The sequence below is a fragment of the Novipirellula rosea genome, assembly GCF_039541335.1.
Lineage (GTDB): Bacteria > Planctomycetota > Planctomycetia > Pirellulales > Pirellulaceae > Novipirellula > Novipirellula rosea.
The window spans coordinates 34,855-60,293 of record NZ_BAABGA010000029.1 but is presented as its reverse complement, the minus strand read 5'-3'; the positions used below and the strand labels follow the sequence as shown (position 1 = coordinate 60,293).

The following is a 25,439-nucleotide window of genomic DNA, read 5'->3' as shown; positions in this document are numbered from 1 at the left end:
AAAGAAAAGGAGCAAATAGGAAAATCGCGACGCCTCCGCATGGTGGCACGGATACCCCTGCCATGCTAACTCCATTTCGCTGACGCTGCATTGCGGTTTCGGGGGCGATCCCCAAAAATCCCAAATGACAAGATTGCAGCGTCGAAATCAGCGTTACAGCAAATCAGGCTGAGTGGCGTTGCCCGCCTTGGACTTCCCATCCTTTTTCTTAGCAGTCGACTTTTTCTTCGAGACCTTATCCGCCAATCGCTTTCCGTTTTTCGTATTCGGGGCGCTTAGCAATGGATTTGCCGGGCCCACCAACGGGTCACCGACTTTGGTCTCCTCGAGTCGCGATCGAATTTTGGCCGCGTACTCTTCGCTGAGTTCGGTGCCGATAAAGTTTCGCCGCAGCTTCTTGGCGACGACCAATGTGGTCCCGCTACCCGAGAAGGGATCGAGCACGCAATCACCCTCATTTGAACTCGCGCGGATGATCCGGCCAAGCAGTTGCTCCGGCATCTGGCAGCCATGAAAGCCTTGGCGTTCTTTAAACGTTCCGGCAACGCGTGGGAAATACCACGTATCCCCATCCTCTTCGAATCCATCAGGTAGATCTTGCGGGCGAAGAATCCAGGTGTTGTCGGGCAGCCGGCCTTTCGGATTCGCGCGACGGTCTCCGTAAACCAATTGCCGTGCCGAGGGGATGCGGATCTCGGGATCCGCGGCGTTGAACGTAAACTGCTTGGGATCTTTGACGAAATGAAACAGATGGGTATGCGAACGGCTAAAACCGTATTTGCAATTGACCCCAAATGTGTAATACCAAATCACCCAGCTACGGCAGACGAAGCCGACTTCGCGAGTGGCACAGACTTTTAGCTCCGCAGCGTACTCGTCGCCAATCGCCAACCAGAAAGTCCCGTCAGGTTTCAATACCTGATGAACCCCCTGAATCCATTGGCGGCACCAATCGAGGTAATCTTCGTCACCTCGCTTGTCGTCATAGACGTCGTAGTCGTAGCCAATATTGAACGGAGGATCGGCAAAACAAAGATCGACCGACCCCGGATCCATCTGCTTTAGCAACTCGATACAGTCCCCTTGATGAAGCTGGTTAAAGTCGAGTGCCACGCAATATCCCCTCTAGAAATGCCGTTAAATGGCTGATCAAGCTGCCACGTTCTTGAAATTCATCGTAACGAAACGTGAATTGCTGGCAATGCGGGGCTGCCCAGAAACGCCCACACCACTCATGACCGCCATGAGTGGTGTGGGGTTGTTTATCGGATCGCGATATCACGGATCCAAGAAGTTTACGGTGATCGCCGCCGGATTAGCGAATTTGAATCCGGTTGGCCGGAGCCGGGTAGGCGTTCGTTTGCATTTGATTCGGAGCAACGTATTGCGGAGCGATATATTGCGAATGAATGCTGGCCGGAGCGACTTGGCCTAGCGGGATCCGATTGACCACGGGGGCCACGGTTTCGGCAGGCGTCATATTTTGGGCTGGAATCGCTGGCGACGTGTTTTCACCCATTAACTGTGGGACCGAGGCCGGAATGCGTCGCACGGGAGCGGGCAATTCGACGGAGGTCTTGGTTTGCGTGAATCCACTTACGCGGGCCGGAATTTCTGCCGGAATCGTCGGTACACGCTTGGGCAAATTCGTCATCGTGGGAATCAACCGCGGCGATTGGGTTTCAATCGACACAGGCTCGAACGACTTTTTCATTTCGTAGGGTTCCGGTGCCGAAGCCAGGGGCATCGGTAGCCCCGAGCTCGCCGCAACGGGCATCGCGATGATGCGGTTCCACTGTTCTGCGGGGATATCGAAAGTGTCCTGCGACGCGACCGGCTCCGACTTATTTGACTTCGCAGAGGCGGGGGCCGTCACCGACGCGGCAGCCCCTAGCTTTTCCGTCTTTGGCTGTGGAACGGCGATCCGCTGGACCTTCGGGGACGCATCTGCCTCGGTGGCCCGATCCTTGGCGGTAGCCAGATCCTTGGCGGTGGCCAGATCCTTAGCGGTAGCTGGATCCTTGGCTTCCGGTTTCGCAACCGGAGCACGTTTGGTTTGCGGAGCCGCCAGTGCGGGAACGTTTGCCGAAGATTTGACCGAGACGGACTCTGGAGTTTTCACAACCGGCGTTTTCGCAACTGGAGTCGCTGTGACCGGAGTCTTGGCAACTTGAGGAACAGGCACTCGAGTCACCGAGGGCACTTTGTCGACCGTCACCGCACGTTCGGGCGAAGGCACTGGAAAGTTTAATACCATCGGCTTTGCATCGCTGGCCGAATCTTGCCTGTCGATCACCGGCTTGGCCTTGGCAATTGATTGCGATGGAGCGACTCGAGGCACAGGGGCTTCGATCATCCCGTCCACCAACGAGGTATCCATTGGCGGCAACACGGCCAAATCACGCTTCTGGCTGATCGGCTTCGCTTGCGTTTGATCATCCAACCGCACTTCAGGCGTGGTAACGTTCGTGCGAGCAGGAACGTCCACGTCAATCGGGCTACTGAAATTCGGCGTGGCAACGGGAGCCGTGCGATCGCTTGCACTCGGGATGGCGTGCTCGTCCTCTACCGCGACCTGAGGTGCCGCGACTTTGGGTGCCGCGACAGCATCAGCTGCAAAGGGAACATGATTGGGTTCATGCTCAATGTGAACGCCATCGTGTTCCAGTGGAATACCATCAGAGTATTCGACCGGCGGCATCATTTCGAGCATTTCAGGGTGACACGCTTGAGCTCCGCTGGGACATCCCCAGCCTTCGGGGAACTTGTTCCAACACGTGGGCTCGTAACCGTAGTACGGTTTCACGTAGGAGCAGTGCGGGCAACATTTTGCATGGGGGTTTGCAACGATTTGGCCGCAATGAGCACAGTGGTAGTACGACTTTTTGCTTTCGCGAAACTTGTCGAACCCACAGTGTTGCGCCCAGTCGTGGTGCACAGACACACAGCCAACGCTGGCACTGATCGTGACGGCAAGCGTGATCGCCACCGCCGCAGTCAGTTGTGTTTGGGATTGTCGTCGCATCGTTGTCACCGCTTACTTTTTCAAAAATTGACACACGTAGATTGATACAGTTGGGCAGAGGAATCGCACTGCTGATTGCGTCACTTGGATTGATCAGCAAACGCCCTCGGTTCCCACCACAGACCTAACATTGACTCAGGCTAGAATCCGCTCACACTTCGTGGATTTCCACCGCCCTTGAGCACACTTCCCGAGAAACGAGTCGCTGTGCCAACACTTAGTAACGAGAAGCCCATCATGCGTTCAAACGGAGCAAACATTTTGGCGAGCTTGTTGTCAAACGCGACCATATGGTCTTCTTGAACAAACAAACGGTCGCCAGGCATGAGTTGAAAGTTCGTATTGGCGGAACCACACTCGGTCACCGCGTGCCAATCGACTGGCAAAATTTGCGAGTCGCAAAGATCCGATGTGGGTCGTGCGATCCACATCTTCTTTGACGAAACCTGCTCGAGTCCATTGATTTGTGAAATCGCATCAAGAACGGTTTCGTTGCCCGTGATCGGGAAACGATAGACCGCGTCGCCGAGCTCGGCTCCCTGCAATACGATGTAGTACACCTTGCTATTGAAAGCGTGGACGTTGACCGAGATGACCGGCTCTTCCAAGAACTGTGACAAGTGTTGTTCGATCGTCCATTTCGCTTGAGCCAGCGGCATGCCGACGACCGAAACGCTGCCATAGCTGCCCAGCGTGACGGTACCATCGGGGCCGACGAGGTATTGTCCGACCAAACGCTGCGATGCACCAAGCTCGGCCAGCGACACCGCCACCTCCGGCTTCTTCAAGTATTTCTTTAGATGTTCCTCAATCGCCGTCTGAGCCTGCGGTACAGTCATGCTCGAAACCGAGACCACTCCATAAGGAGCCCCGAGGTTAATCACCCCGCCGGGTTCGATCGGATAACCACCGCCGATCGGTCCCTCAGGCAACGTTCCCTGGACTCGCACCGACAACACATCAAGCACCTTTAATGTATAAGGCGACTTGGGTACCGCGTGCACGGTCTCGATCGTCAAGATATCGGGCGGCTCAATAATGTAATCCGGCATCACTGTCTTGGCCAACTCCCGAGGCATATTTGCGACTTCGGGCGGCACCACAGAAACCTGTGACGCATGGTGACTCTTTTTGAGTCCTTGGCATCCGACCCCACTTAACAGGCAGATTGCCGCGAACATTTGTAGAGGAGCTACAAAAGGTCGTGATTTGAATTGAGACATAGTCACATCCGTGCGTTGTTCTGGAGGCACCCAAAAACATCCGGCAACATCCTTGCCCCGGCTTCCATTTGTTGGGTTTGCGACAAAAACGACCACCAAAAATGAAAAGGGTGGATGTCTTGTTGCGGTGAGCGATCTCGGGTGTCGGCAGAATGATTGGCAAGCATTGCTTGCAAACCGCTGCTTCATCCCCACGCCTCGATGCCTCGGACGATGCACTTGGACCAAGAAAGGCTTGCCATCAAAGCTTGATTGCTCTCCGGTCGACCCTTCTTATCTCTGCACGCATCGGCGATTCATCTTGGAATTCGCTCACAGGAGTTATCGTCGAGAGGGCAGGCCCCCCCCGCCGAAACGTGGGTTCATCCGCGATCTTTTCGAATTGTCTCTCGGGTTGCGCTCAACAAACCGGTTGTTCGAAGTAGGTACCAAGTGCGGGTTAGGAAAGATCTAGCGAGAAGATCGCGTCTCATTGATCCGAGTCAGTGCCATCGAATCTGGTCGTACCAGGGAGCTGGGCGGCCTGGATGCAGTGAGCACAATGGTCGATCCGATCGGACGCCCACGCTGCGCCGCTACAAAACCAATCGCACAGCGGCACAGCGGCACAGCGGCACAGCGGCAAAGCGGCACAGCGGCAAAGCGGCAAAGCGGCAAAGTGAGGAATGGCATTCCGCATTACAGAACACAGTCCTTCGGCTCGGAGAAAACTTGAACCAGCCCCAAAAAATCTTGGTGATCGCAGCAGAAACATGGGTGTCGACGTCGGCTGGTTGTCGCATCCGATTTTGCAGCCACATCGATTCGGCAACCCATTTGGCCGCCAATGAATCGACTTGGATTACAGCCCACCGGAGTGGCCAATGAGCAGCCAATCCTACTGTCCAAGCAAAACTTGGGATTCAAGAAAATCGTGAAACTCGCCTTGGGTAAGCCCCTTTGTCTAAGTGACCTTCACCACCCTTGCGGCTCATCTAGGTTGGGATACGACACATCGACTGATCCTAAAACACCTAGGCATGGGGAGTAGTTGCTTGCCCTCCCCCTCCAGCAGGCTTATGATCGTAGAGGTTGGCCCAACACCTGCAATACGGACGGCCGTTCTCACCCATTGATTCCAATCCAGGGCAATCCATACCTCCCTGCGAAAATGATGTGTTAGCGACCGAACCTTATTTATTTGCGTCCTACGAAACCGAGAAGCATTTGTTGCGGAAAGTTGACTAGCAATACCCTCAATCTTGAGTAGGGTGGACCACCACACCCAAGATTGGCACCTAGTCACCAGCCAGAACAACTACATAAGAATTCAACAAAGGCTTCTACGAAAATTCATCTCGTTTAGCAAACCGAGATATTAGTAGGTCGACGGCAAGCGATTAAGGAACAAGTGAGAACTAAGGACGGACATGCTATGACCAATAGCAGCTTGACAGTCACCATTTGAACAGCACCTTGAGTCGAATCGATTGACGTGATGTGATCATCGCGGCCAATCGAAAGCGGGAGATTGGTTTTTTGAGTAACAATGATTTCGTCGACCTGGCATCGTCCGACTCAAGCAGTCGTTCGTTGGTGCCAGTAAACGACCATGAGATCTCTCCCTCCTATATTTTTCACCATGCGTCGACTGGGAATGACCACGAAGCGCTTGTGGGTCCTCGATACCTTATTCACTCGCTTACGACGTATTGGTATCTGACCATTCCCTTCGCCATTCTGTTGGCAGGGTTATCTGCGACCGCAGTTTTGATGACGTTCACTCCGGTGTATCGTGCGAATGCGGTGATGAAGATTGCAAGCTACGCTCCTTATATTGCGTATACGACACCTGAGCCTCAAATGAATCCGGAAGATTTCACGGAGACTCAGATTGAATTAATTCGCAGCTCGCTTGTCGCAGAGCAGGTGCTTGAGGATTCAGAGATTGCCGAGTTGCCAGGACTTAAATCGATCGAGAAGCCCATTGCGTGGTTAACCGAAAATATTCGGGTTCAGCAGGTTGGCAGTTCGGAACTCTATAATGTTTCTCTTGAGACATCCGACCCCGAGTCCTCTGCGATCATTGTCAATGCGGTGCTAGACACCTATTTCGCGGTGCGAGCCAAAGACAACGAAGACCAAACCGCGAGGGTGCTCGAACTGCTGGGGCAAGAAAAACAGGCGCGTAGTGCCGAGATCCAAAATCTACGTGAAAAGATGCGTCAACTCGGTCAAGACGTTGTCGGAATGGATCCCTATACCGGGATGCCACAAAAGAATGGAGGTCAAGCGGGTGCCGGACCGCTGGAGCGACTTCGCGAACGGCTGACCGCAGCCGAGGTCGATCGCAAAATGCTTGAGATGGAAATCACTGCCATCCGTGAAGCGATTGCAAAAGAAGATCTTCGCATCGCTGAAGTGGATGTCGAAATGGCGGTGGGGGAAAGCCAGGAGGTTCTCGATCTACGCGCCATGATTGCCGAACGCAAATCGATGATGCATCGTGTCGAGAGCACGGCAGCCGGGGGACGAAACGATCCATCCTACTTGCGTCTGGAGTCCGAAGTCAAAGGATATGAAGAGAGCCTCAAACGAGCCGTTGCGAGCAGCCGTCCCAAGATCACCGACCAACTGAAGTCGCTCGCGGAACTCGATCGCCGCGACACACTTCACGAGCTCGAAGCGAGACTCGAGACGCAACTGGTGCTCGAGAACCTGCTCGGACTGCGGTACAAAGAGATGCTTGGTACCGCGGGTGAATCCGGCAATAAAATGCTGGAACTCGAATTCGCTCGTGCGGAACTCGAACGCGAAGAACGTGTGTTTGACTTGATTGCCGAGCGGTCGATGGCGCTGAGCACCGAATCGCGTGCTCCGGGTCGTATTGTTCTGCTGCAGCCCGCGGAACCCACGCTTCATCCGGTCGCAAGTTTTCCGCTGCGAAACATGGCGATCGCAGCCTTTCTGAGCGGCTGTCTGCCGTTCGGCCTCGCCCTGCTTTGGGAATTGTCCACCAAGCCGATCAGCGACGTCAATCAATTGACAAGCAATACCGCACAAACCACCGTCAGCGAAGTTGCCAAGTTGCCGGTGCGAACGATCTCGCTTGGTTCGCGACAAACCAAAGCGATGAGTATTTTTGAAGAAAGTATTGATAGTCTTCGTGTCGGTCTACTGTTAGGCGAAAAACATAATACGGTTCAAACGCTTGCGGTGACCAGTGCCGTTCATGGCGAAGGCAAGTCAAGCATCTCGTCGCAGCTTGCGGTCAGCATTGGACGAGCGACCGGCGAACCTGTGCTGCTTGTCGACGGCGATCTTCGCGCCCCGGATATTCATAATATTTTCCAGGTCTCAAACAATCTTGGTATGACCGCCGTGCTCGAAGGACGTGCCACATTGGACGAAGCCGTCATTCGCGACTGGAGCGATCAGATTCACTTGCTGCCGGCAGGTCGACTTCGTGTTAACCCTCATCAATTGATGACACGTGATTCACTCAACAAGATTTTTGACGAATTGCGAGTCCAATATCGGTATATCGTTATCGATACGCCTCCCATCCTGTCTGCATCCGAAGCGATCTTACTCGCTCGTTGTGCCGATGGCTCTCTGCTTTGCACTCGACGCAACGTCAGTCGCGAAGGCCAAGTAAAAATTGCTCATGACCGGCTCGCCAAAGCGGGTATCAAACCGTTGGGCACCGTGCTTAACGGTGTGCCCACACGGAGCTATGCAAAGACGTACGGAAGTTACGACTACGCAAGGCGTTTTGAGTAAATGACGCATCTGCATGTAACTAAAACATGCATGATTTTTAATAAAGCACATACATACGTTTGATAGTTTTAATACACGTGAAACTAACAGCGTTGAAGTAGACGGTGGCCGCTGCGCGGTCGCAGTTTCCTTCGTTGATCCATCGAAACGTAAGGCGTTTTTCCACGATCCAATTAACTTCATCGATTGAAGTGTAAATGGGGGATTAGCCCATTGAATCGGCTCGCTTTACCACTAGCATGACCCCATCCCGAGGGTGCACCACGTACCGCTTCGTGAGTGTCACCCAGGTGGACGAAGTCCGCGCAGAAAGAAGCAGAAAGAACTCGTAACTGGCTACGACCAGTTCGGTGAAGCACACGTGTTTTCTAGCTGGATTTGCTCACTTAGATAAAGCGTCTTGACCATGAGTGCGAAAAAGAACACACCCTTGCACCGCATCTTGCCTGTAAGAATTTATTTTCTGGTACTGGTGCATCTGATTATTTTCATCGCGTCCTACGAGATCGCGTTGCGGTTGCGTTTTGATATGGTCATCTCTGCGGACGTCCGTAAAGATTTCTGGAGTATGCTGCCCTGGATCTTGATCATCAAGTTATCCATGTTCCACTTGATTGGCAGTCTGCACGGATGGTGGCGTTACATTACATTCACTGATCTCGCGATTCTGCTTCGCACCTCGACGGTCGCGAGCATTCTGATTGCCGCGGTGGACTACTTGTTCAGCCAACAGTATCAAATTCCCCGATCGGTATTACTGATGGACTGGGGCATCACGATTCTGCTTGTCGGCGGGCTGCGAAGTGTCTATCGCCTAAGCCAAGAAATGATGTGGCCCGCACTGTCGCTGAATGATCGCAAACCCACACTGTTGATCGGAGCGTTACAAGGGGGCGAACTATTGGCCCGCCAAATACATAACCATCCCAACCTCGATTTTCACATCGTTGGATTCTTGGACGACGATGAACACAAGCATGGATTACGATTGGGAGGCATTCCATTTCTGGGTGGTCCCGAGGACATTGTCGAGCATGCTCGCGCTCACGATGCGAAAGATCTTCTTGTCATTTCCAATGTGTTGCCAGGGCAACAACTCCGCGAGCTTCTCGATCGCTGTGAACGCGCCAAGATCCGGGTCAAAATGGTTCCGCCGGTCGATGAACTGATTAATGGTTCGTTCCGCTTCCAGACCCGCGACGTTGAAATTAACGACTTACTACGCCGAGACCCAATCGAACTCGATTCGCAACCGGTGCGAGAGATGTTGCAAGGAAGACGAGTCGTCGTGACCGGTGCCGGAGGCAGCATTGGCTCGGAGATATGTCGCCAGATTGCACGCTGCGAACCGGCTCAATTGATCTTGGTCGAGCGTGCCGAAAACGCGTTGTTCTTAATTGATCGAGAAATGACCCTTCGCGATTATGGCGACATGTGCGTGCCCTTCGTCGCTGACATTTGTGATCAACATCGCATGCGAACGCTGTTCGAAAACTATCAGCCTGAAATTGTGTTCCACGCGGCGGCCCATAAACATGTTCCATTGATGGAATTGAATCCATCGCGAGCGTTAAAAAACAACGTGCTCGGCACCGCAGGCCTGGTCGAACTTTGTCACGAATACGATGTCGAGCGATTTGTAATGATCTCGACTGACAAAGCGGTCAACCCCACAAGTATCATGGGGGTGTCCAAACAATTGGCGGAACGCTTTGTACATGCCAAAGCAGAAGTATCCAAAACTAAGTTTGTGGTCGTTCGTTTCGGTAATGTGTTGGCCTCGGCCGGCAGCGTCGTCCCCATCTTCCAAGAACAGATTGCCAACGGCGGACCGATCACCATCACGCATCCCGAGATGACTCGCTTCTTCATGACGATCCCCGAAGCGTCTCAGCTTGTGCTACAAGCATCGAGCATGGGCAAGGGGGGTGAAATATTTGTCCTGGACATGGGCAAGCAGGTCAAAATTCTCGACTTGGCCAAAGACTTGATTCGATTGTCTGGTCTCGACGAAGACGACATTAAAATTGAGTACACAGGCATTCGTCCCGGCGAAAAACTGTACGAAGAACTGTATATGAAACACGAAGAGATGATGCCAACCCTTCATCCCAAAGTGAAGACGGCCTATCACCAATCGTTTAGCTGCGAGGAAATTCGCAGTTTGATGCAGAAGCTTCAATCACTGGTCGGCGAAGACGACGAGGTGATTCGCAAAACAATGTGCGAGATGGCGATCGCCTTTCAGTACCCAGAGAATGAACAGCATGCTGAGAATGCAGGAGTCGGAAGTGATGATCTCGCAGCCTCGGCCGAACCGATTGGATAAGCTGCGAGTATCGGTGGTAACCAAGAAACACAACATCAAGAAACACAACATGGCGAAAACGAGTAGACCAGTAACACGATGAGCACCGCGATTGAAACCGATCCGATCAGCCAGGAAGTGATTCGGATCCAGCCCGCCAAGGGTTGGATGCCACTGCGATTGGGTGAGTTATGGGAGTACCGCGAATTGCTGTACTTTCTGACTTGGCGTGACATCAAGGTCCGCTACAAGCAAACGTTACTCGGGGCGGCTTGGGCCATCATCCAACCCCTCAGCACGATGGTGGTGTTCACGCTATTCTTTGGCAAGCTTGCCGAAATGCCATCTGACGGAGTTCCTTATCCGATCTTTTCGTTTGCAGCATTGGTACCTTGGACATTTTTTGCCAATGCCATGGTGGCCTCTTCAAACAGTCTGGTTCAAGGTTCGAACCTATTGAAGAAGGTTTACTTTCCGCGATTGGCCCTGCCGATCTCAACTGTGTTGGGCGGGATCGTCGATTTCGCTTTGGCCTTTTCCGTGTTGTTACTGATGATGCTCTACTTTGGCATCGCGCCGACATGGAATGTACTCGTGCTTCCTTTCTTATTGCTGCTTGCCTTCATGACATCTCTGGGTGTCGGATTGTGGCTCTCGGCGATGAACGTTCGCTATCGTGACGTCCGCTACGTGCTGCCGTTCATTACCCAACTTTGGATGTTTGCAACCCCGGTGGTTTACCCCAGCAGTATGCTGGATGAACCCTGGCGAACGCTGTATGGCATCAACCCAATGGTGGGCGTGGTCGAAGGTTTTCGCTGGGCACTTGCCGGAACCGACACTGCACCGGGGCCGATGATTGCCGTTTCCACCGTCGTCTCGACTCTGATCTTGATATCGGGCGCGTTTTATTTCCGTCGTATGGAGAAGTCCTTTGCCGACGTCGTCTGACATCGCCAAGCTAACACTCGCTGATGACCGATGTTTGATCATCGCCGAGGTGGCGCAGGCCCATGACGGCAGTCTCGGTACGGCGCATGCCTACATCGACGCGATCGCCAAAGCGGGTGCGAACGCAGTGAAGTTTCAAACGCACATCGCGTCTGCGGAATCGACTCCCGGTGAACCATGGCGAGTAAAATTTAGTCCTCAAGACGAAACCCGTTACGAGTACTGGCAACGGATGGAGTTCACCGAGGCTCAGTGGCATGGGCTAAAACAACATGCTGACGAGGCAGGTTTATGGTTTCTTAGCTCGCCCTTTTCTAGCGAGGCGGTGGAGTTGTTGAGCCGCGTGGGGGTTGCGGCATGGAAGGTTGCTTCCGGAGAAGTCGGCAACTTGCCGATGCTTCGACAGATGGCCAAAACCCAGCTGCCTTGTATTTTGTCGACCGGCATGAACCCGATCGAAGAAATCGATACGGCAGTGCGTACAGTCCGCGAACACGATACCGAGGTCGCGGTGCTGCAGTGCACCACGGCCTATCCCTGCCCGCCGGAAAAGATCGGCTTGAACGTGCTGGAACAATTGCGATCCCGCTACGAGTGCCCGGTGGGATTATCGGATCATTCCGGCACGATCTATCCCAGTTTGGCCGCCGCAACATTGCACGCCAATATCCTGGAGGTGCATGTGACATTCAGTCGCGAGACGTTCGGCCCAGACGTTCCCGCGTCTGTCACCACGACTGAACTTGCTCAATTGGTCGAAGGGGTGCGTTTTATCGAAACGATGATCGCCAACCCCGTCAACAAAGATGCGATGGCAAAGGAAATGACGCCGCTGCGTGATCTGTTCGGAAAAAGTGTCGTGACGCGTCGCGATTTAGCGGCGGGAACGATCCTCAGCCCCGAGCACTTGACCTTGAAAAAGCCGGGCAATGGCATTCCCGCAAAACGCTTACCGGAAATCTTCAATCGAAAGCTGAAAGCTGCGGTTGCCGCCGACACTCTGTTAGCCGAGGACGATCTTGAGTAATCACAGTGAAACCAATGGTGCACGCCGCAAAATCTGCGTCGTGCTGGTCGACCGAGCCAACTACGGACGCTTGAAACCGGTGATGCAGTCGATCGCATCGCGTCCGGAACTCGATCTTCAAGTGCTGGCGGCAGGGACGATGGTTTTGGAGCGGTTTGATCTTCCGGTACGGGTCGTCGAACAAGACGGCTTCAAAATCAGTGGTCAAATCTACGTCGAACTCGAAGGCTCGAATCCCACCACGATGGCGAAATCGCTCGGCTTTGGCGTGGTGGAATTCGCCAGCGAATTTCGACGACTCGACCCCGATGTTGTCTTGATCATCGGCGATCGCTACGAAGCACTCGCAGCGACGATGGCGGCGGCGTATATGAACTTGTGCATCGCCCATATCCAAGGCGGCGAAGTCTCGGGGTCGATCGATGAAAGCGCTCGCCATGCCATCAGCAAATTCTCGCATTTTCATTTCCCGAGCACGCAGCGTGCTGCCGACTATCTCATCCGCATGGGCGAGAAACCTGAAACCATCTTGACGATCGGTTGTCCGAGCAGCGACATCGCACGCACGCTGAAACGACGTGATTGCCAGGATTTGATCAACTCCAAAGGCAGCGGGGCCTCGATCGACATCAACAATCCCTATGCCTTGGTGATCTTTCACCCCACGACGACCGAATACGGGGGTGAGGCAAAGCAGATGGAATCGCTGCTGACGGCGTTACATGCGGTGGGCATGCCGACGCTACTAATGTGGCCCAACATCGACGCCGGCAGCGATCACGTCAGCAAAACCATTCGGCGATTTCGCGACAAACACAACCCAACTTGGTTGCGTACATTGATCAACTTGATGCCCGAAGACTATTTACAAGTGCTTGCCAATGCCACTTGTGCAATCGGCAACTCGAGCAGTTTCGTTCGCGATGCGGGTTTCTTTGGCACGCCCGTTGTCCTGGTGGGCAATCGTCAAGAAGGTCGCGAAACCGATCAGCACGTGACTCCTGTTGCTCCCGAAGTTGAAAAGATCGAACAGGCGATCTTGGATCAAGTGGCCAAGGGACGCTATCCCGCCAGCGAATTGTACGGAGATGGCTTTGTTTCCGATCGGATCGCCGAGTCGCTCTCTCATCTAAATCCCTACGTGCAAAAACGTTTGGACTACATTTACCGCGAAAACGAAGCGGCCGACTCATTCTCTGGCGATGCCAAACCGTCCCCCACAGAAACGGAACCCACCAACGGGAAAAGCAAAGCATGCGTGTCCTTGGAATCGTAACCGCAAGAGGCGGTTCCAAGGGAATACCGCGCAAGAACGTACAAATGTTGTGTGGAAAACCGTTGCTGCAATACACCGCCGAAGCCGCCTTGGCCGCATCCAGATTGACACGTGTCATTCTCACCACGGAAAGCGACGAGATTGCGGAAATTGGCAAACAGTGCGGACTGGACGTTCCGTTTATGCGTCCCGCTGAATTGGCCAAAGATAACACCCCCTCGTTGCCTGTGATTCAACATGCCGTGCAGTTTGTTCAGTCGCAGGGCGAACACTATGACGCCGTGTTTACGCTACAACCGACTCATCCCTTGCGACTAGCTGCCGATATTGACGGCGCGATCGATTTGCTCGAAACGACCGAAGCCGATTCGGTGATTTCCTTTGTCGACGTCGGCGAAAAACATCCTGCCCGCATGAAGTTTATTGACGACGGCGGTCATGTCATCGATCCCCCGTTCGCCGAGGAGTTTGAAGGACAACGCCGTCAAGATCTGCGACCGCTGTACTTGCGAGAAGGCTCGGTTTATCTAACGCGAACATCGGTCTTGATGGAACAACATTCCTTCAAAGGCCAGGATTGCCGGGCCTGGATCGTGCCTCCAGAGCGCGCGTGCAACATTGACACTCCCTTTGACATGCAGATGGCCGAGTGGTTAATCACCACCGGTCTTGGATGGGGCGAGCCGGTCCAATGAGTAACCAAATTTTAGTAAGTGAATCGGAACGATTTTCGGTCCAGGCCGCTGAGCGGTTACGATCTATCGGTGAGCTGACTCTTGCGGATCTCGATCGGTCCGAACTGCTATCAGCGATCGAACAGGTCGACGCACTGTGGATACGTCTGCGACATCAAATCGACGAAGAGGTGTTCGCAGCCGCCCGCAATCTACGTGTCATCGCTTCGCCAACCACGGGACTCAATCACATCGATTTGGAAGCCGCCCAGCGGCACGGTGTCCGCGTCATTTCACTGCGGGGTGAAGTCGAGTTTCTGCGTGAAATTCGTGCTACTGCCGAACACACGATCGGATTGATGTTGGCCGTGTTACGCAAACTGCCGGCGGCGACGGAGCATGTGATCGCGGGGAATTGGAATCGCGATCTGTTTTGTGGCCGGGAACTCCATGGCAAAACAGTGGGGATTGTTGGGTTTGGTCGTTTGGGCCGCGTGGTGGCCAAATACTTGCACGCGTTTGACACTCGCGTCATCGCCGTCGATCCCAATGTCCAACAAGACCAAGTTCCCGATTACGTCGAAATGATGCCTTTGCATTCGCTGCTCGGCGAATCCGACATGGTCACGCTGCATGTCAACCTTTGCGAACAAACCAAAGGCTTCTTTGGAAAAGAGCAATTCGATCGGATGCAAACGGGTTCTTGGTTCATCAATACATCTCGCGGTGAACTTGTCGATGAAACCGCGTTTCTTGACGCACTGCAAAGCGGCAAGCTGACGGGCGCCGCGGTCGACGTTCTAAGCGACGAACGAACAAATGGCATGTCGCATCATCCACTCGTCGCTTATGCCCGTCAAAATCCTCAACTGTTAATCACACCCCATATCGGCGGATGTACCACCGAATCGATGATCAAGACAGAAATGTTTCTCGCTGAAAAACTATGTGCGGTATTGCAGGAATCTTCGGTAACTCGGTAGCCCGAGACGATCTCGAAGCGATGGTGGCCAGCCAGCATCATCGCGGTCCGGATGCATCCGGTGTCTACGTCGATCCGGCGCAAACCGCGGGTTTGGGGCACAACCGGCTCAGCATCATTGATTTGTCGGATGCGGGTTCGCAACCGATGACGTCTGCGGACGGTCGATACAAAATCGCGTTTAACGGCGAGATCTATAACTACCTGGAACTTCGCGCCGAACTGAGCGATTATCCCTACCGCAGCCACAGCGATACCGAAGTCATCTTGGCAGCGTATCAACGTTGGGGCGAAGCGTGCTTGGATCGTTTCATCGGCATGTTCTCGCTGTTGATTTGGGACGAGACACAGCAGCGATTGTTTGCCGCTCGCGACCGATTTGGCGTGAAGCCGCTGTATTATGCCAAGTCACCCTCGGGGCAATGGCTATTGGCCAGCGAGATCCGTGCCCTGCGGGCAGCAGGCTTGGTGACTCAGCCGGACACCACCGCTTGGGCAACGTACTTGACCGCGGGCGTCTACGAACACAGCGCGCGGACGTTTTGGCGTGACGTGGCGTCCTTGCCGGCGGGCCATCAACTTACGATCCAAAACAACCAACTCGAAATATCGTGCTGGTACGATTTGGTCCAGCGCTCCGGGCAAACGCTGGACACAAGATGCGAAGACGAGGTGGCCGAAGAGTATCTAGCCTTGCTAAAAGAGAGCACTCGTTTGCGATTCCGCTCGGACGTCCCCGTGGGCGTCAATCTAAGCGGTGGACTGGACTCTTCGGCGCTGCTGGGATTGGTTCAAGAATTGCAGGGCGAGTCAAGCGAAGTCAAAGCCTTTACATTTGTCACAGGTGACGAGCGTTACGACGAGTTGCCCTGGGTCCATCAGATGTTGGCGCATACGAAACATCCATCGATCCAGTGCACGCTGCGTCCGAGCGACGTTCCCGAGTTGGCCGAGTCAGTGCAATCCCACCAGGACGAACCGTTCGGTGGCATGCCGACGCTTGCCTATGCTCAGTTGTTTGCCCGCGCTCGCGCCGAAGGGGTCATCGTCTTATTGGATGGCCAAGGACTCGATGAACAATGGGCTGGCTACGACTATTACAAACGGGTCCTTGATGGGACAGCCAAGATCCAAGACGTGGGAACGGTACAAGCGGCCAAGAAAGGAGCCACTCGTCCGAACTGTCTGAGTCAAGAATTTGTGGCGGCTGCGGAATCCTTCCAAGCCCCCACGCGCTACCCTGATGCACTGCGAAACCTGCAATACCGCGACGCCATGCACACCAAGATCCCCCGGGCACTACGATTTAATGATCGCATCTCGATGCGATCTTCCACCGAACTGCGTGAACCCTTCCTTGATCACCGACTATTCGAATTGGCACTGCGTCAACCTGCCGACCGCAAGATCGCCAATGGAATTCAGAAGAGACTGCTGCGTAAGATCGTCGCTCGTTTAATGCCCGGTGGTGTGGTCGAAGCTCCCAAGCGTCCGCTGCAAACGCCCCAGCGTGAATGGCTACGCGAAGACCTGCGTGACTGGGCCGATGCAAATATCAAGACGGCGTTAGAGACGTACGGAGGTCAGTGGCTCGACGCTCGCTCGGTCCGCGATGAATGGGATGAATATCAAAAAGGCGAAAGCGACAATAGCTTTTACGTCTGGCAATGGATCAACTTAGGCCTTTGCTGCAACTCGATGAAACAACTGGTCGCATCATGAAATCGGATCTTGCAATTCACGCCGAGGGTATTGGTAAGCAATACCGCATCGGCGCTCAACAAAAAAGTTATAGCACGCTACGTGAATCGTTGATGGATCTGTCGACGAGCGCAGTGGGTGCGGTCCGTGGTGGGCTAAAAGAACTACGGCAACGACGCGAGAAGAATTCGTTTTGGGCACTCAAAGACATTTCGTTCGAGGTCAAGCGTGGCGACGTCGTCGGTATTGTCGGATCCAATGGAGCGGGAAAGAGTACACTGCTGAAAGTACTGTCGCGAATCACCGATCCGACGCTTGGTTTTGTAGATCTTCGCGGACGCGTCGGATCGCTATTGGAGGTTGGCACCGGTTTTCATCCCGAGCTGACGGGTCGTGAAAACATTTTTCTCAATGGGGCAATTCTGGGAATGCCTCGCAGTGTGGTTAAAAAGCAATTTGACGCGATTGTGGACTTCGCGGGGGTCGAGCGATTTGTCGACACCCCGGTCAAACGTTACTCGAGCGGGATGTATCTGCGGTTGGCATTCGCGGTCGCCGCCCACTTAGAACCCGAGATCCTACTGGTCGATGAAGTACTCGCGGTCGGTGACGTCCAGTTTCAGAATAAATGTATTGGCAAAATGGAGTCCGTGGCAAAAGAGGGACGCACGGTGCTGTTTGTCAGTCATAACATGGCAGCAATTCGATCGTTGTGCACCCAAGGAATCATGCTTCGTAGAGGCCAGGTGGTTTCGCAAGGTGACGTGCAAACGGTGATCCAAGACTACTACGCTGATTTGGGGTTGTTGGGATCAAATGAGTCGCCCGAAGAAGAGGATGGTCGAAACGTGTTTGGACGCATCGTTTTGGATAGCGGTGAATCCAATACGCTGAACCATGCCGAACCGTTTGAAATTTCAACGACGTTCAAATTTGATACCACGGTCAGTGGATTTCGCCTGTTTTGCTTTTTTTCGGACATGCGGAATCAGCAGCTGCTTGGGGTCTGCAAAACGAGTGAAGAACTCGGATTCAATGCAGACGTGCCTGCTGGCAAGCACCGAGTATCGGTAAGCTTTCCACCGCTGTGGCTGAGCCCCGGCATGTACTCGGTCTACTTCAAGATGATGATGGCCGATGTCGACACGTCCAAACATCAATCCGACGCGTTTCCTTTGGACGTGTTCGGCGACAGCAGTCCCGTCGACGCAATGATACATCCGGACACGAATTGGACAGTTCAAATAAGTGAGGACACGCGGAGCAACACATGGAAACTGAAAACATCCATTCAAACATCTTGAGTGAACAGCAGACGATCGAAGAATTGATACGCGATTACCAAACCACTCAATCGGCCATTCGCTGGCCAATCGAGGCGGAATTGGAAGCCGCAGTCAAAGTCAGCTATCGAAATCAATTGGCAACTCAATTGGTTCACGAAAGTGCTGAAGTGATTAGCCGACGCTACGTCTACATGACCGATGCCGCGATGAACGAGTTGGTGGATCTCGTGGAGCGAAAGCTACTCAAGCAACCTCTTCACGGCTATGGAATTGAACTCGGATCGGGTTGTGCATTGTTAGCGGCTGTGGCAGCAAAACGGGAAAACGTCAAAGCGGTACTGGGGTTAGAGGTCTGCGAGAACTTCGATGTATTGATTGAAATTGTCGCCGCCTCGGTGCTCGGGGATGACGCCGCCAAAGTCATCCCTGTCATCGGATCGTTTGACGATTTAAAGATCCCCGACAATTCGCTTGACTTCGCTGTCGAACATGATTCGCTGCATCATTCCGACGATCTTCCGCGATCGATGACCGAGTGCGCTCGAGTGCTGAAACCCGGTGGCGTACTGATCTGTTTTGACCGCTGCCACCCCAATTCGGTAACCGATGACGATGTGAACGCCTTGCTCGACCACGTTTACTCGGCCAGTTTTTTGAAGGCGAACGGGTATCCGACCGATGTCGTGCTGACCCGTCGTGACAATGGCGAACACGAGTACCGGCTCTTCGAATGGCAAGCCGCCGCCAAAGCAGCCGCACTGGACTTCACGCATCACTGCGAATTCCACAAACGAATCACGTTCAAAAAGGCGGCCAAAGGCTTGCTCTCGTTGCTTCCCAAGCCGATCGGTGAAAAACTTGGTGCCAAAAGAAACACCGACTTCAGGACCACCCGTCAATGGGGCTCGCAACGTTTGAGCGCGCTCCGATCGAACCACGCCAGCATACTGGCGCCCAAACAAACCACTGTCATGATTTTCACCAAACCAAAGTAAACGCAATGCAAAAGGACGGTAAAGAGCCAAGCAATCCACGACGGCATAACACAGAGATGTCCGATTTTTCGGCACCCGAAGGTGACGCAAGATCTGACACCAAGAACGCGAATGACTTTACACACTGAGATTGGCAGAACACTGTAGATCATCCTCCGGGGGGAAAATGATGAGTTCACGAGTATTAGAAAACGATGGGCGGACGATTGATGAAATACGCGAACACTATGAGATTGAAAAAGCGCTCGCCGATCGGTTGCGTCATGCATCAGCCGAAGAACGTGCGACGCTTTATTCGGAGGTCTATGATGAGTTGTTTCAACGCGTCAAACACCACCCCCTTGTCAGTGGCAAAGAACAAGACGGGCGGGCGCGGCGTGTGGCCAGCACGATTCCGTTTCTTCGCAAATTCCTAAAACCGGATAGCACGTTCCTGGAAATCGGACCGGGCGATTGTGCGTTGACGTTTGGCGTCGCAAAGCTGGTTGAGCAAGCTTATGCGGTCGATGTTTCTGAAGAGATTATGACCATTGCCGGGTGTCCCGAGAATTGCGAATTAGTGATCTCCGATGGCAGCGACATTCCAATCAAACGAAACAGCGTGGATGTCGCCTACAGCAAGGATTTGTTTGAACATCTGCATCCCGAAGACGCCGCCCTCCACCTCAAAAACGTGATCGAGGTCCTGTCGCCTGGCGGAGTCTATATTTGCCGTACGCCAAATGCACTATCGGGACCTCATGATGTCTCGCAATTTTTTGACGACAACGAACCCACCGGATTACATTTGAAGGAATACACGACGACCGAGTTGGCACGCGTCTTTAAAGAAGCGGGATTTACGAAGGTGATTCCTTACGTGTGGCTCAAAGGCAGACTAATCAAATTGCCACTTTGGCCGGTTGTGGCGGCGGAATCGGTGGCAAGTTGTCTTCCCCGTCCGCTGTGTAAAGTAGTTACCTCTCGATTACCATTAAAACGAGTACTAGGTCGTGTTATTGCAATCAAATAATGCCCTTTCGGAAGTCGAAAACGAGACATCTGTGATTAATATGAGGCAGATGAAAACTGCTGCATTTTTTCCCGATGGTGTCGGGATCCGCAACTTCGTACTCGGCTCCTTTCTTGATCGTGCCGCCGACTTGGGCGAGGTGTATGCCTTTCACGACATTCCCGAGCAGCATCTCGACGAGTACAAAAAAACGGAAAACGATCGAGTGCACTGGAAGCAGTGTATTCCCTATCGAGACGAACCGCTGGTACGTTTTCTACGTCGATCGTTGTCGCATGCACACCTGTATCTCAACGATACGATGGCAATGCGGTACGCTCGCAAGATGCCGGTCCGAGGCAACAAACGCAGTCGAATCCAAACGTATGCCTCTCGCGCGTATGGTTGGATGTCGGCCTCGCCTCATCGCATTGGCAAGCTGTTGCAATGGCATGATCGGGAGGCTGCAAAGCTGGCAAGCGTCGACGAATATGTCAAGCTGTTTGAAGAGATTCGTCCGACGGTCCTGTTTTGTTCTCATCAACGCTGCCTCGAGGTGATTCCGGCGGCACTGGCGGCCCGATCGATGGGAATCCCCACAGCGACGTTCATCTTCAGCTGGGACAACATCACCAGCAAGGGACGTATCGCAGCCCCCTTTGATCATTTTCTGGTTTGGAGTAACCAGATGCGTGATGAGCTGCTGCAGTATTATCCCGAAGTCAATGGTGAAAACATCCATGTCGTCGGGACTCCGCAATTCGATCCGTATGCAGATGAATCGTTGGTTTGGTCACGCGAGGAATTTTGTCGACAAGTGGGGGCGGATCCGGCAAGACCAATCATCTGCTACTCCGGCGGCGAGCCCGGCACGACCCCCGAAGACCAGAACCATGTTCGGGTCCTCATGGAATTGGTCAGCTCGGGACGCATCAAGGGCAATCCGCAAGTCTTGCTACGTCCCGCACCGGTGACGCGGGCGGATGAGCGTGTGCGTTATGGTGATGTTTGCCGGGACTATCCCGAGTTGATTTACAGCAAGCCTCGCTGGCTGCAGACCATCCCCGGTGATTGGACTTCCGTGATTCCCTCGCGTGATGACATCCAACTACTGGCGAATCTGACCAAGCATGTGGATCTAAACATCAATGTCGCCTCCACCATGACACTTGATTTCGCGATTCGCGACAAACCGGTTGTGAACATCGGTTTCAACACGATGTCGCCGCCTCCGTTTGGTGTGCCGCTAAAAGATTACTACTACAAATTCGAGCACTACCGACCCGTCGTCGAAATGGGAGCGGCGAGATTCGCAGGCACGCCGGACGAGTTAGCCGAACACGTCAATGCCTATCTCAATGACCCTTCGCTCGACCGAGATAAAAGACGCCAGTTCGTCGAGTTTGAACTCGATCTACCCATCGGTCGCTCCAGCGACAAGATCACCCAAGTCTTGCAGAGGATTTCCGCCAAGAACTGATGAAAATTTGCTTCATCTGCAACGAGTATCCACCAGGTCCCCACGGAGGCATTGGCACCTGTGTGCAAGTCCTAGCGCGAGAACTGGCACAATCTGGTCATCAGGTTCGCGTGGCGGGGATGTACCCACGAAGTTATCCATCGGCGGATTACGAAGAAGATCAAGGCGTCCGAGTGTGGAGATTCCGGCGACCTCCCGGTCCCATCGCGGCGCTGACGAGTCGTTATCATTTGTACAAACAAATCGCTCGTTGGTGTCAAAACGGCGAAGTGGACATTGTCGAAGTGCCTGATTGGGCCGGTTGGGCTGCGGGCTGGCCAAAGCTTCCCGTTCCCGTCGTGGCCCGGCTCAATGGATCGGCCAGCTATTTTGCTGCGGAAATCAACGGTTCCGTCGGCAACACCACTTACTGGCTCGAACGTGCTTCGATGCGCCGCGTCGATTACTGGTGTTCGGTTAGCAACTACACTGCGGCCAAGACTCGCGAACTTTTCAAATTGCGAAGCGGTCCCGATGCAATCCTTTACAATCCGGTCGAAGTCCAACCAACGCTAACAGCGGATCGTGACTCCAATCAGGATGTGGTGTTCACCGGAACCCTCACTGAAAAAAAGGGGGTCATTCCGCTGTTCGAGGCATGGCGTCAAGTGCTCGCTGAATGCCCCAATGCAATGCTGCATATTTACGGAAAAGACCGCGCTACGATCGATGGCGAATCGATGCAGCAGCACCTCTGTTCGCTACTGAGCCGCGACGAACTGCAACACGTCGTCTTTCACGGGCACCTTGACCGCGAGGACCTGTTCAACGTCCTTCGCCGAGCTCGCTTGGCTGTGTTCCCCTCCTATGCCGAAGCGTTTGCGCTGGCACCACTGGAGGCCATGGCATGTGGTTGCCCCACAATCGCCAGCAAACGCGGAGCGGGTTCGGAGTTGATGCGCGAGGACCAAGATGGATTGCTCGTCGACCCTGATAACATTGATGAAATTCGTGCGGCAATCGTTCGTTTACTGCAAAATGACCAAGTCGCCGCAAGGTTGGGCGAGGCGGGTCGAGCCCGCATCGAACAGACCTTTTCGATCCATAAACTTCGATCACAAAATGAGGCGTTTTATCGCCAGTGCATCGAAGCCTACTCGCAGGTGGCAGCCTAAACCGAACCAATTCCCATGAGTGCTTCCGTAACCGAGCCCCGCGTTGATGCCCGTCACCAAGAAGACGTTCTGACCTTCATTCGTAATGGAGTGAGAGTGCAGGACATTCCGGAACTGCCCGATGAATCAGCTCCGCTTCGTCAAGGTTTGACCGTATGCATCTGCACCTTTAAACGTCCCGATAGTTGTATTCGCTTTCTCGATTCGCTGCCCCAGCAAGATTTAAAGCCGGATCGTCTTGTGATTGTCGACGCGAGTCCTGGGGACGAGACCGAACAGCGAATTGCCAGCTATCCCAGATTGGCGGATTTGGCGCACGAGGTATGCTACTTTCGCGTCCGAGGTGCGTTTCAAACTTTGACCTGTTCACGCAACTTTGCGATTCGTTGGGTCGAAACCGATTTGCTCGTCTTCTTCGATGACGACATCGTGTTGCAACCGCGATGTTTGTCCGAGATGGCCCAAGTGTATCGGGACAACCAAGACCAAGTGGTCGGCGTTAACGCCCATGACCAACAAGGCGTCAAGTCGCCGCCGCTGTTGTGGCGTGTCCGCCGCCTATTTCGAATCGTCCCCCACCTAAAACCCGGCACTTACACCCGAGGTGGCATTTCGGTCCCATGGGTATTTCAGCCGCCTACCGAATCGGTGGTTCAAGGCGACTGGCTCAGCGGTTGTGCGATGATGTGGAAAACGTCGGTAATCCGCGAGGTCAAATTCAACGAAAACTTTGGGGGGCACAGTACGGGCGAAGACCTCGACATCAGTCTCCGCATGGCACGTCATGGCAAACTGATGATGGCAGGAAAAGCCCATGTGCTGCACCTGCCCGACAAAGCAGGACGTCCGAACAGCTTTGCCATCGCCTACGCAGGCATCCAAAACGCATACGACATCCACCAGCGTTGCTTAGAAAATCGCACTTTCCTAGACACGCTGCGGTTCATCTATGCGTTTGGTCTGGACACCGTATTGCGAAGCTTGACCTTCGTCCGCCCAGGACAAATGAAGCGGCGATGGAACTTTGTACGCGGCAGGACCATGTTTTTTGTGGATCGATTTTTGCGACGTGACTCCAAACTGAAATCGGGCTAACAAAGAATATCATGTCCGCCGGCTTGGCCTCTCATCGCACCTTCGTTTCGCCCGGACCTCCTCCGATTGAACACAATGCTGCGCTGCCTAAAAACAGCAGAGCAGAGAACGCAGCATTGTGGATCGGCGTCGCAGTGGCACTGCTTTGGCTGAGCACCGTGATCGTCGGTTTCAAAGCCGCTTTGGGCGTGATCACATTGTGTGGTTTTGTGATGGCGATTGTCGGGCTTCGCCATCCGCTGATAGGCGTGTTGGGCGTCAGTGCGATCTGTTCGGTCGATGCGTTATCACGCGTGTTCCTGATGACCACGGGCGTGCTGCGGTACAACACGTTTAACTACTGGCTTGTGCTCGTCATCCTGCTAACGATTCCTCTGCAATTACGCCAAAAAGATCCTCACACTCGACTGCTTCAATTTTTCGTCTTTATCCTGTTCGGCGGATTGATCCTGACCCCGGGTCTGAAAGACGGCATTCTACATCTACTGAATTTGGTTTCCGTTTTTGGACTGCTCGCCTACTTCTACCGTTGCCGAAACTATTCACACGTTTGGTACGTGTTGGGGATCTCCATTGGGACGCTTTCGGCGATTGGCGGGTTCGCGTTTTTCTTTATGCAGGATGAATTGAGTTTTGTCGAAGCTCGTGCCGAGTACGTCGCGAAAGACATTATTGATCGCAACTACATCGATCCCAACGCACTGACCTATTTCTTTCTGACCGGGATCTTTGCCACCTGTTTCGCGATCGCCGGAAAATCAAAAGAAGGAAGGGCGCGGACAACGCTGCTTGTGCTTTTTGCCGTCAATTGCTGCTGGGCTTTTTTGGTTGGTAGCCGCGGCGGAATTTTAGTAGCCAGCGCATGCATCCTATTTGTTTTGACTTCGGTCCGTTCCAATACAAAGCGGTTCAAGTTTATCGTGGTCGGGGTGCTGGCGGTGGTCATCGTGATCAACGCATTCCCGAATCTCCGCGACCGATCGATGGGACGGATCGACAAATTATTCGATGACCAATACACCGCCGCTGAACGAACCAGTAGCCGATCCGATTTTGCCATCGGTGCATGGCGAATATTTTTGGAAAACCCGTTGGGCATCGGCACCGGAGGGTTCAAGCGAGGCTGGGCCAATCTAAAAAACACCGATGGACTGGGCAAACGCAAACTTGGTGTCGAGAAAGCCGCCCACTCGGCTTGGCTTAAAACGCTGGCGGAAAATGGAGTCCCAGGGATCGTAGTATTCGCTGCCTTCGTGTTTTCCTTTGCGTATATCGGTTGGGAATATCGCCGCCGTGGCGATTTGCCTCTCGGATTGCTGGTCACGATGACATTGACTTCCGCCTTTACCTCGACCCAGTTCCAAGCAAAAGGAATCTGGTTCATTGTCGCTGCTGCAATTGTTTTTCTACACCATCGTCCTCGCATGGCACCACGCATGATCACGCCTCGACGCTCAAGTGGATTGCGTGATTCCTCTAGCCTCCTTCGTACAAATCCCAACGGATAAG

19 protein-coding genes are annotated in these 25,439 nt (G+C 53.6%); 15 read left to right on the top strand and 4 right to left on the bottom strand.

All coding sequences use genetic code 11. The annotated features are described in order from the left end of the window. Positions 1-153: 153 nt before the first annotated feature. The 4 genes from ABD971_RS10125 to ABD971_RS10110 form a co-directional block, all read right to left on the bottom strand. Positions 154-1,113 (bottom strand): DNA-methyltransferase, encoded by a 960-nt coding sequence (locus ABD971_RS10125; protein ID WP_345321705.1) that lies wholly within the window; start codon positions 1,111-1,113, stop codon positions 154-156. 202 nt (positions 1,114-1,315) lie between these two features. Then, positions 1,316-3,025, bottom strand: a complete 1,710-nt coding sequence (locus ABD971_RS10120) for a hypothetical protein (protein ID WP_345321703.1) — start codon at positions 3,023-3,025, stop codon at positions 1,316-1,318. 140 nt (positions 3,026-3,165) lie between these two features. After that, positions 3,166-4,248 carry a polysaccharide biosynthesis/export family protein gene (locus tag ABD971_RS10115; RefSeq protein WP_345321701.1) on the bottom strand — a complete coding sequence of 361 codons (1,083 nt, stop codon included), beginning with the start codon at positions 4,246-4,248 and terminating at the stop codon, positions 3,166-3,168. Positions 4,249-4,823: 575 nt separating this feature from the next. Next, positions 4,824-5,123 carry a hypothetical protein gene (locus ABD971_RS10110; protein WP_345321699.1) on the bottom strand — a complete coding sequence of 100 codons (300 nt, stop codon included), beginning with the start codon at positions 5,121-5,123 and terminating at the stop codon, positions 4,824-4,826. Between the two features lie 778 nt (positions 5,124-5,901). Here ABD971_RS10110 and ABD971_RS10105 point away from each other — a divergent pair. The 15 genes from ABD971_RS10105 (at position 5,902) to ABD971_RS10035 (ending at position 25,438) form a co-directional block, all read left to right on the top strand. After that, on the top strand, positions 5,902-8,010 hold the full coding sequence (locus ABD971_RS10105) for a polysaccharide biosynthesis tyrosine autokinase (protein WP_345321697.1): 2,109 nt from the start codon (positions 5,902-5,904) through the stop codon (positions 8,008-8,010). Positions 8,011-8,416: 406 nt separating this feature from the next. Beyond that, positions 8,417-10,339 (top strand): polysaccharide biosynthesis protein, encoded by a 1,923-nt coding sequence (locus ABD971_RS10100; protein ID WP_339940989.1) that lies wholly within the window; start codon positions 8,417-8,419, stop codon positions 10,337-10,339. 78 nt (positions 10,340-10,417) lie between these two features. After that, positions 10,418-11,269 (top strand): ABC transporter permease, encoded by an 852-nt coding sequence (locus tag ABD971_RS10095; RefSeq protein ID WP_339940987.1) that lies wholly within the window; start codon positions 10,418-10,420, stop codon positions 11,267-11,269. Further along, positions 11,253-12,296 (top strand): N-acetylneuraminate synthase family protein, encoded by a 1,044-nt coding sequence (locus ABD971_RS10090; protein ID WP_345321694.1) that lies wholly within the window; start codon positions 11,253-11,255, stop codon positions 12,294-12,296. The genes ABD971_RS10095 and ABD971_RS10090 overlap by 17 nt, the downstream gene beginning before the upstream one ends. Continuing rightward, on the top strand, positions 12,289-13,572 hold the full coding sequence (neuC, locus tag ABD971_RS10085) for a UDP-N-acetylglucosamine 2-epimerase (protein WP_345321692.1): 1,284 nt from the start codon (positions 12,289-12,291) through the stop codon (positions 13,570-13,572). The genes ABD971_RS10090 and neuC overlap by 8 nt, the downstream gene beginning before the upstream one ends. Then, positions 13,551-14,267, top strand: coding sequence for an acylneuraminate cytidylyltransferase family protein (locus ABD971_RS10080; protein WP_345321690.1), 717 nt, complete (start codon positions 13,551-13,553; stop codon positions 14,265-14,267). Before neuC ends, ABD971_RS10080 begins: the two co-directional genes overlap by 22 nt. After that, positions 14,264-15,229, top strand: coding sequence for an NAD(P)-dependent oxidoreductase (locus ABD971_RS10075; protein ID WP_345321688.1), 966 nt, complete (start codon positions 14,264-14,266; stop codon positions 15,227-15,229). Before ABD971_RS10080 ends, ABD971_RS10075 begins: the two co-directional genes overlap by 4 nt. Beyond that, a complete protein-coding gene (gene asnB / locus ABD971_RS10070; RefSeq protein ID WP_345321686.1) occupies positions 15,193-16,950 on the top strand; it encodes an asparagine synthase (glutamine-hydrolyzing) in 1,758 nt (585 codons plus the stop codon). Before ABD971_RS10075 ends, asnB begins: the two co-directional genes overlap by 37 nt. After that, positions 16,947-18,233 (top strand): ABC transporter ATP-binding protein, encoded by a 1,287-nt coding sequence (locus ABD971_RS10065; protein ID WP_339940975.1) that lies wholly within the window; start codon positions 16,947-16,949, stop codon positions 18,231-18,233. Before asnB ends, ABD971_RS10065 begins: the two co-directional genes overlap by 4 nt. Further along, positions 18,200-19,210, top strand: coding sequence for a class I SAM-dependent methyltransferase (locus ABD971_RS10060; RefSeq protein ID WP_345321683.1), 1,011 nt, complete (start codon positions 18,200-18,202; stop codon positions 19,208-19,210). Before ABD971_RS10065 ends, ABD971_RS10060 begins: the two co-directional genes overlap by 34 nt. A gap of 169 nt (positions 19,211-19,379) precedes the next feature. Further along, positions 19,380-20,222: a class I SAM-dependent methyltransferase gene (locus ABD971_RS10055; protein WP_345321681.1), complete on the top strand. Its 843-nt coding sequence runs from the start codon at positions 19,380-19,382 to the stop codon at positions 20,220-20,222. A 49-nt stretch (positions 20,223-20,271) separates the two neighbouring features. After that, entirely contained in the window at positions 20,272-21,681 is a 1,410-nt protein-coding gene (locus ABD971_RS10050) for a hypothetical protein (protein ID WP_339940968.1), read from the top strand. After that, on the top strand, positions 21,681-22,835 hold the full coding sequence (locus ABD971_RS10045; protein WP_345321678.1) for a glycosyltransferase family 4 protein: 1,155 nt from the start codon (positions 21,681-21,683) through the stop codon (positions 22,833-22,835). Before ABD971_RS10050 ends, ABD971_RS10045 begins: the two co-directional genes overlap by 1 nt. 15 nt (positions 22,836-22,850) lie before the next feature. Next, on the top strand, positions 22,851-23,930 hold the full coding sequence (locus ABD971_RS10040) for a glycosyltransferase family 2 protein (protein ID WP_345321676.1): 1,080 nt from the start codon (positions 22,851-22,853) through the stop codon (positions 23,928-23,930). A gap of 11 nt (positions 23,931-23,941) precedes the next feature. After that, entirely contained in the window at positions 23,942-25,438 is a 1,497-nt protein-coding gene (locus tag ABD971_RS10035) for an O-antigen ligase family protein (RefSeq protein ID WP_345321674.1), read from the top strand. Position 25,439: the final 1 nt, after the last annotated feature.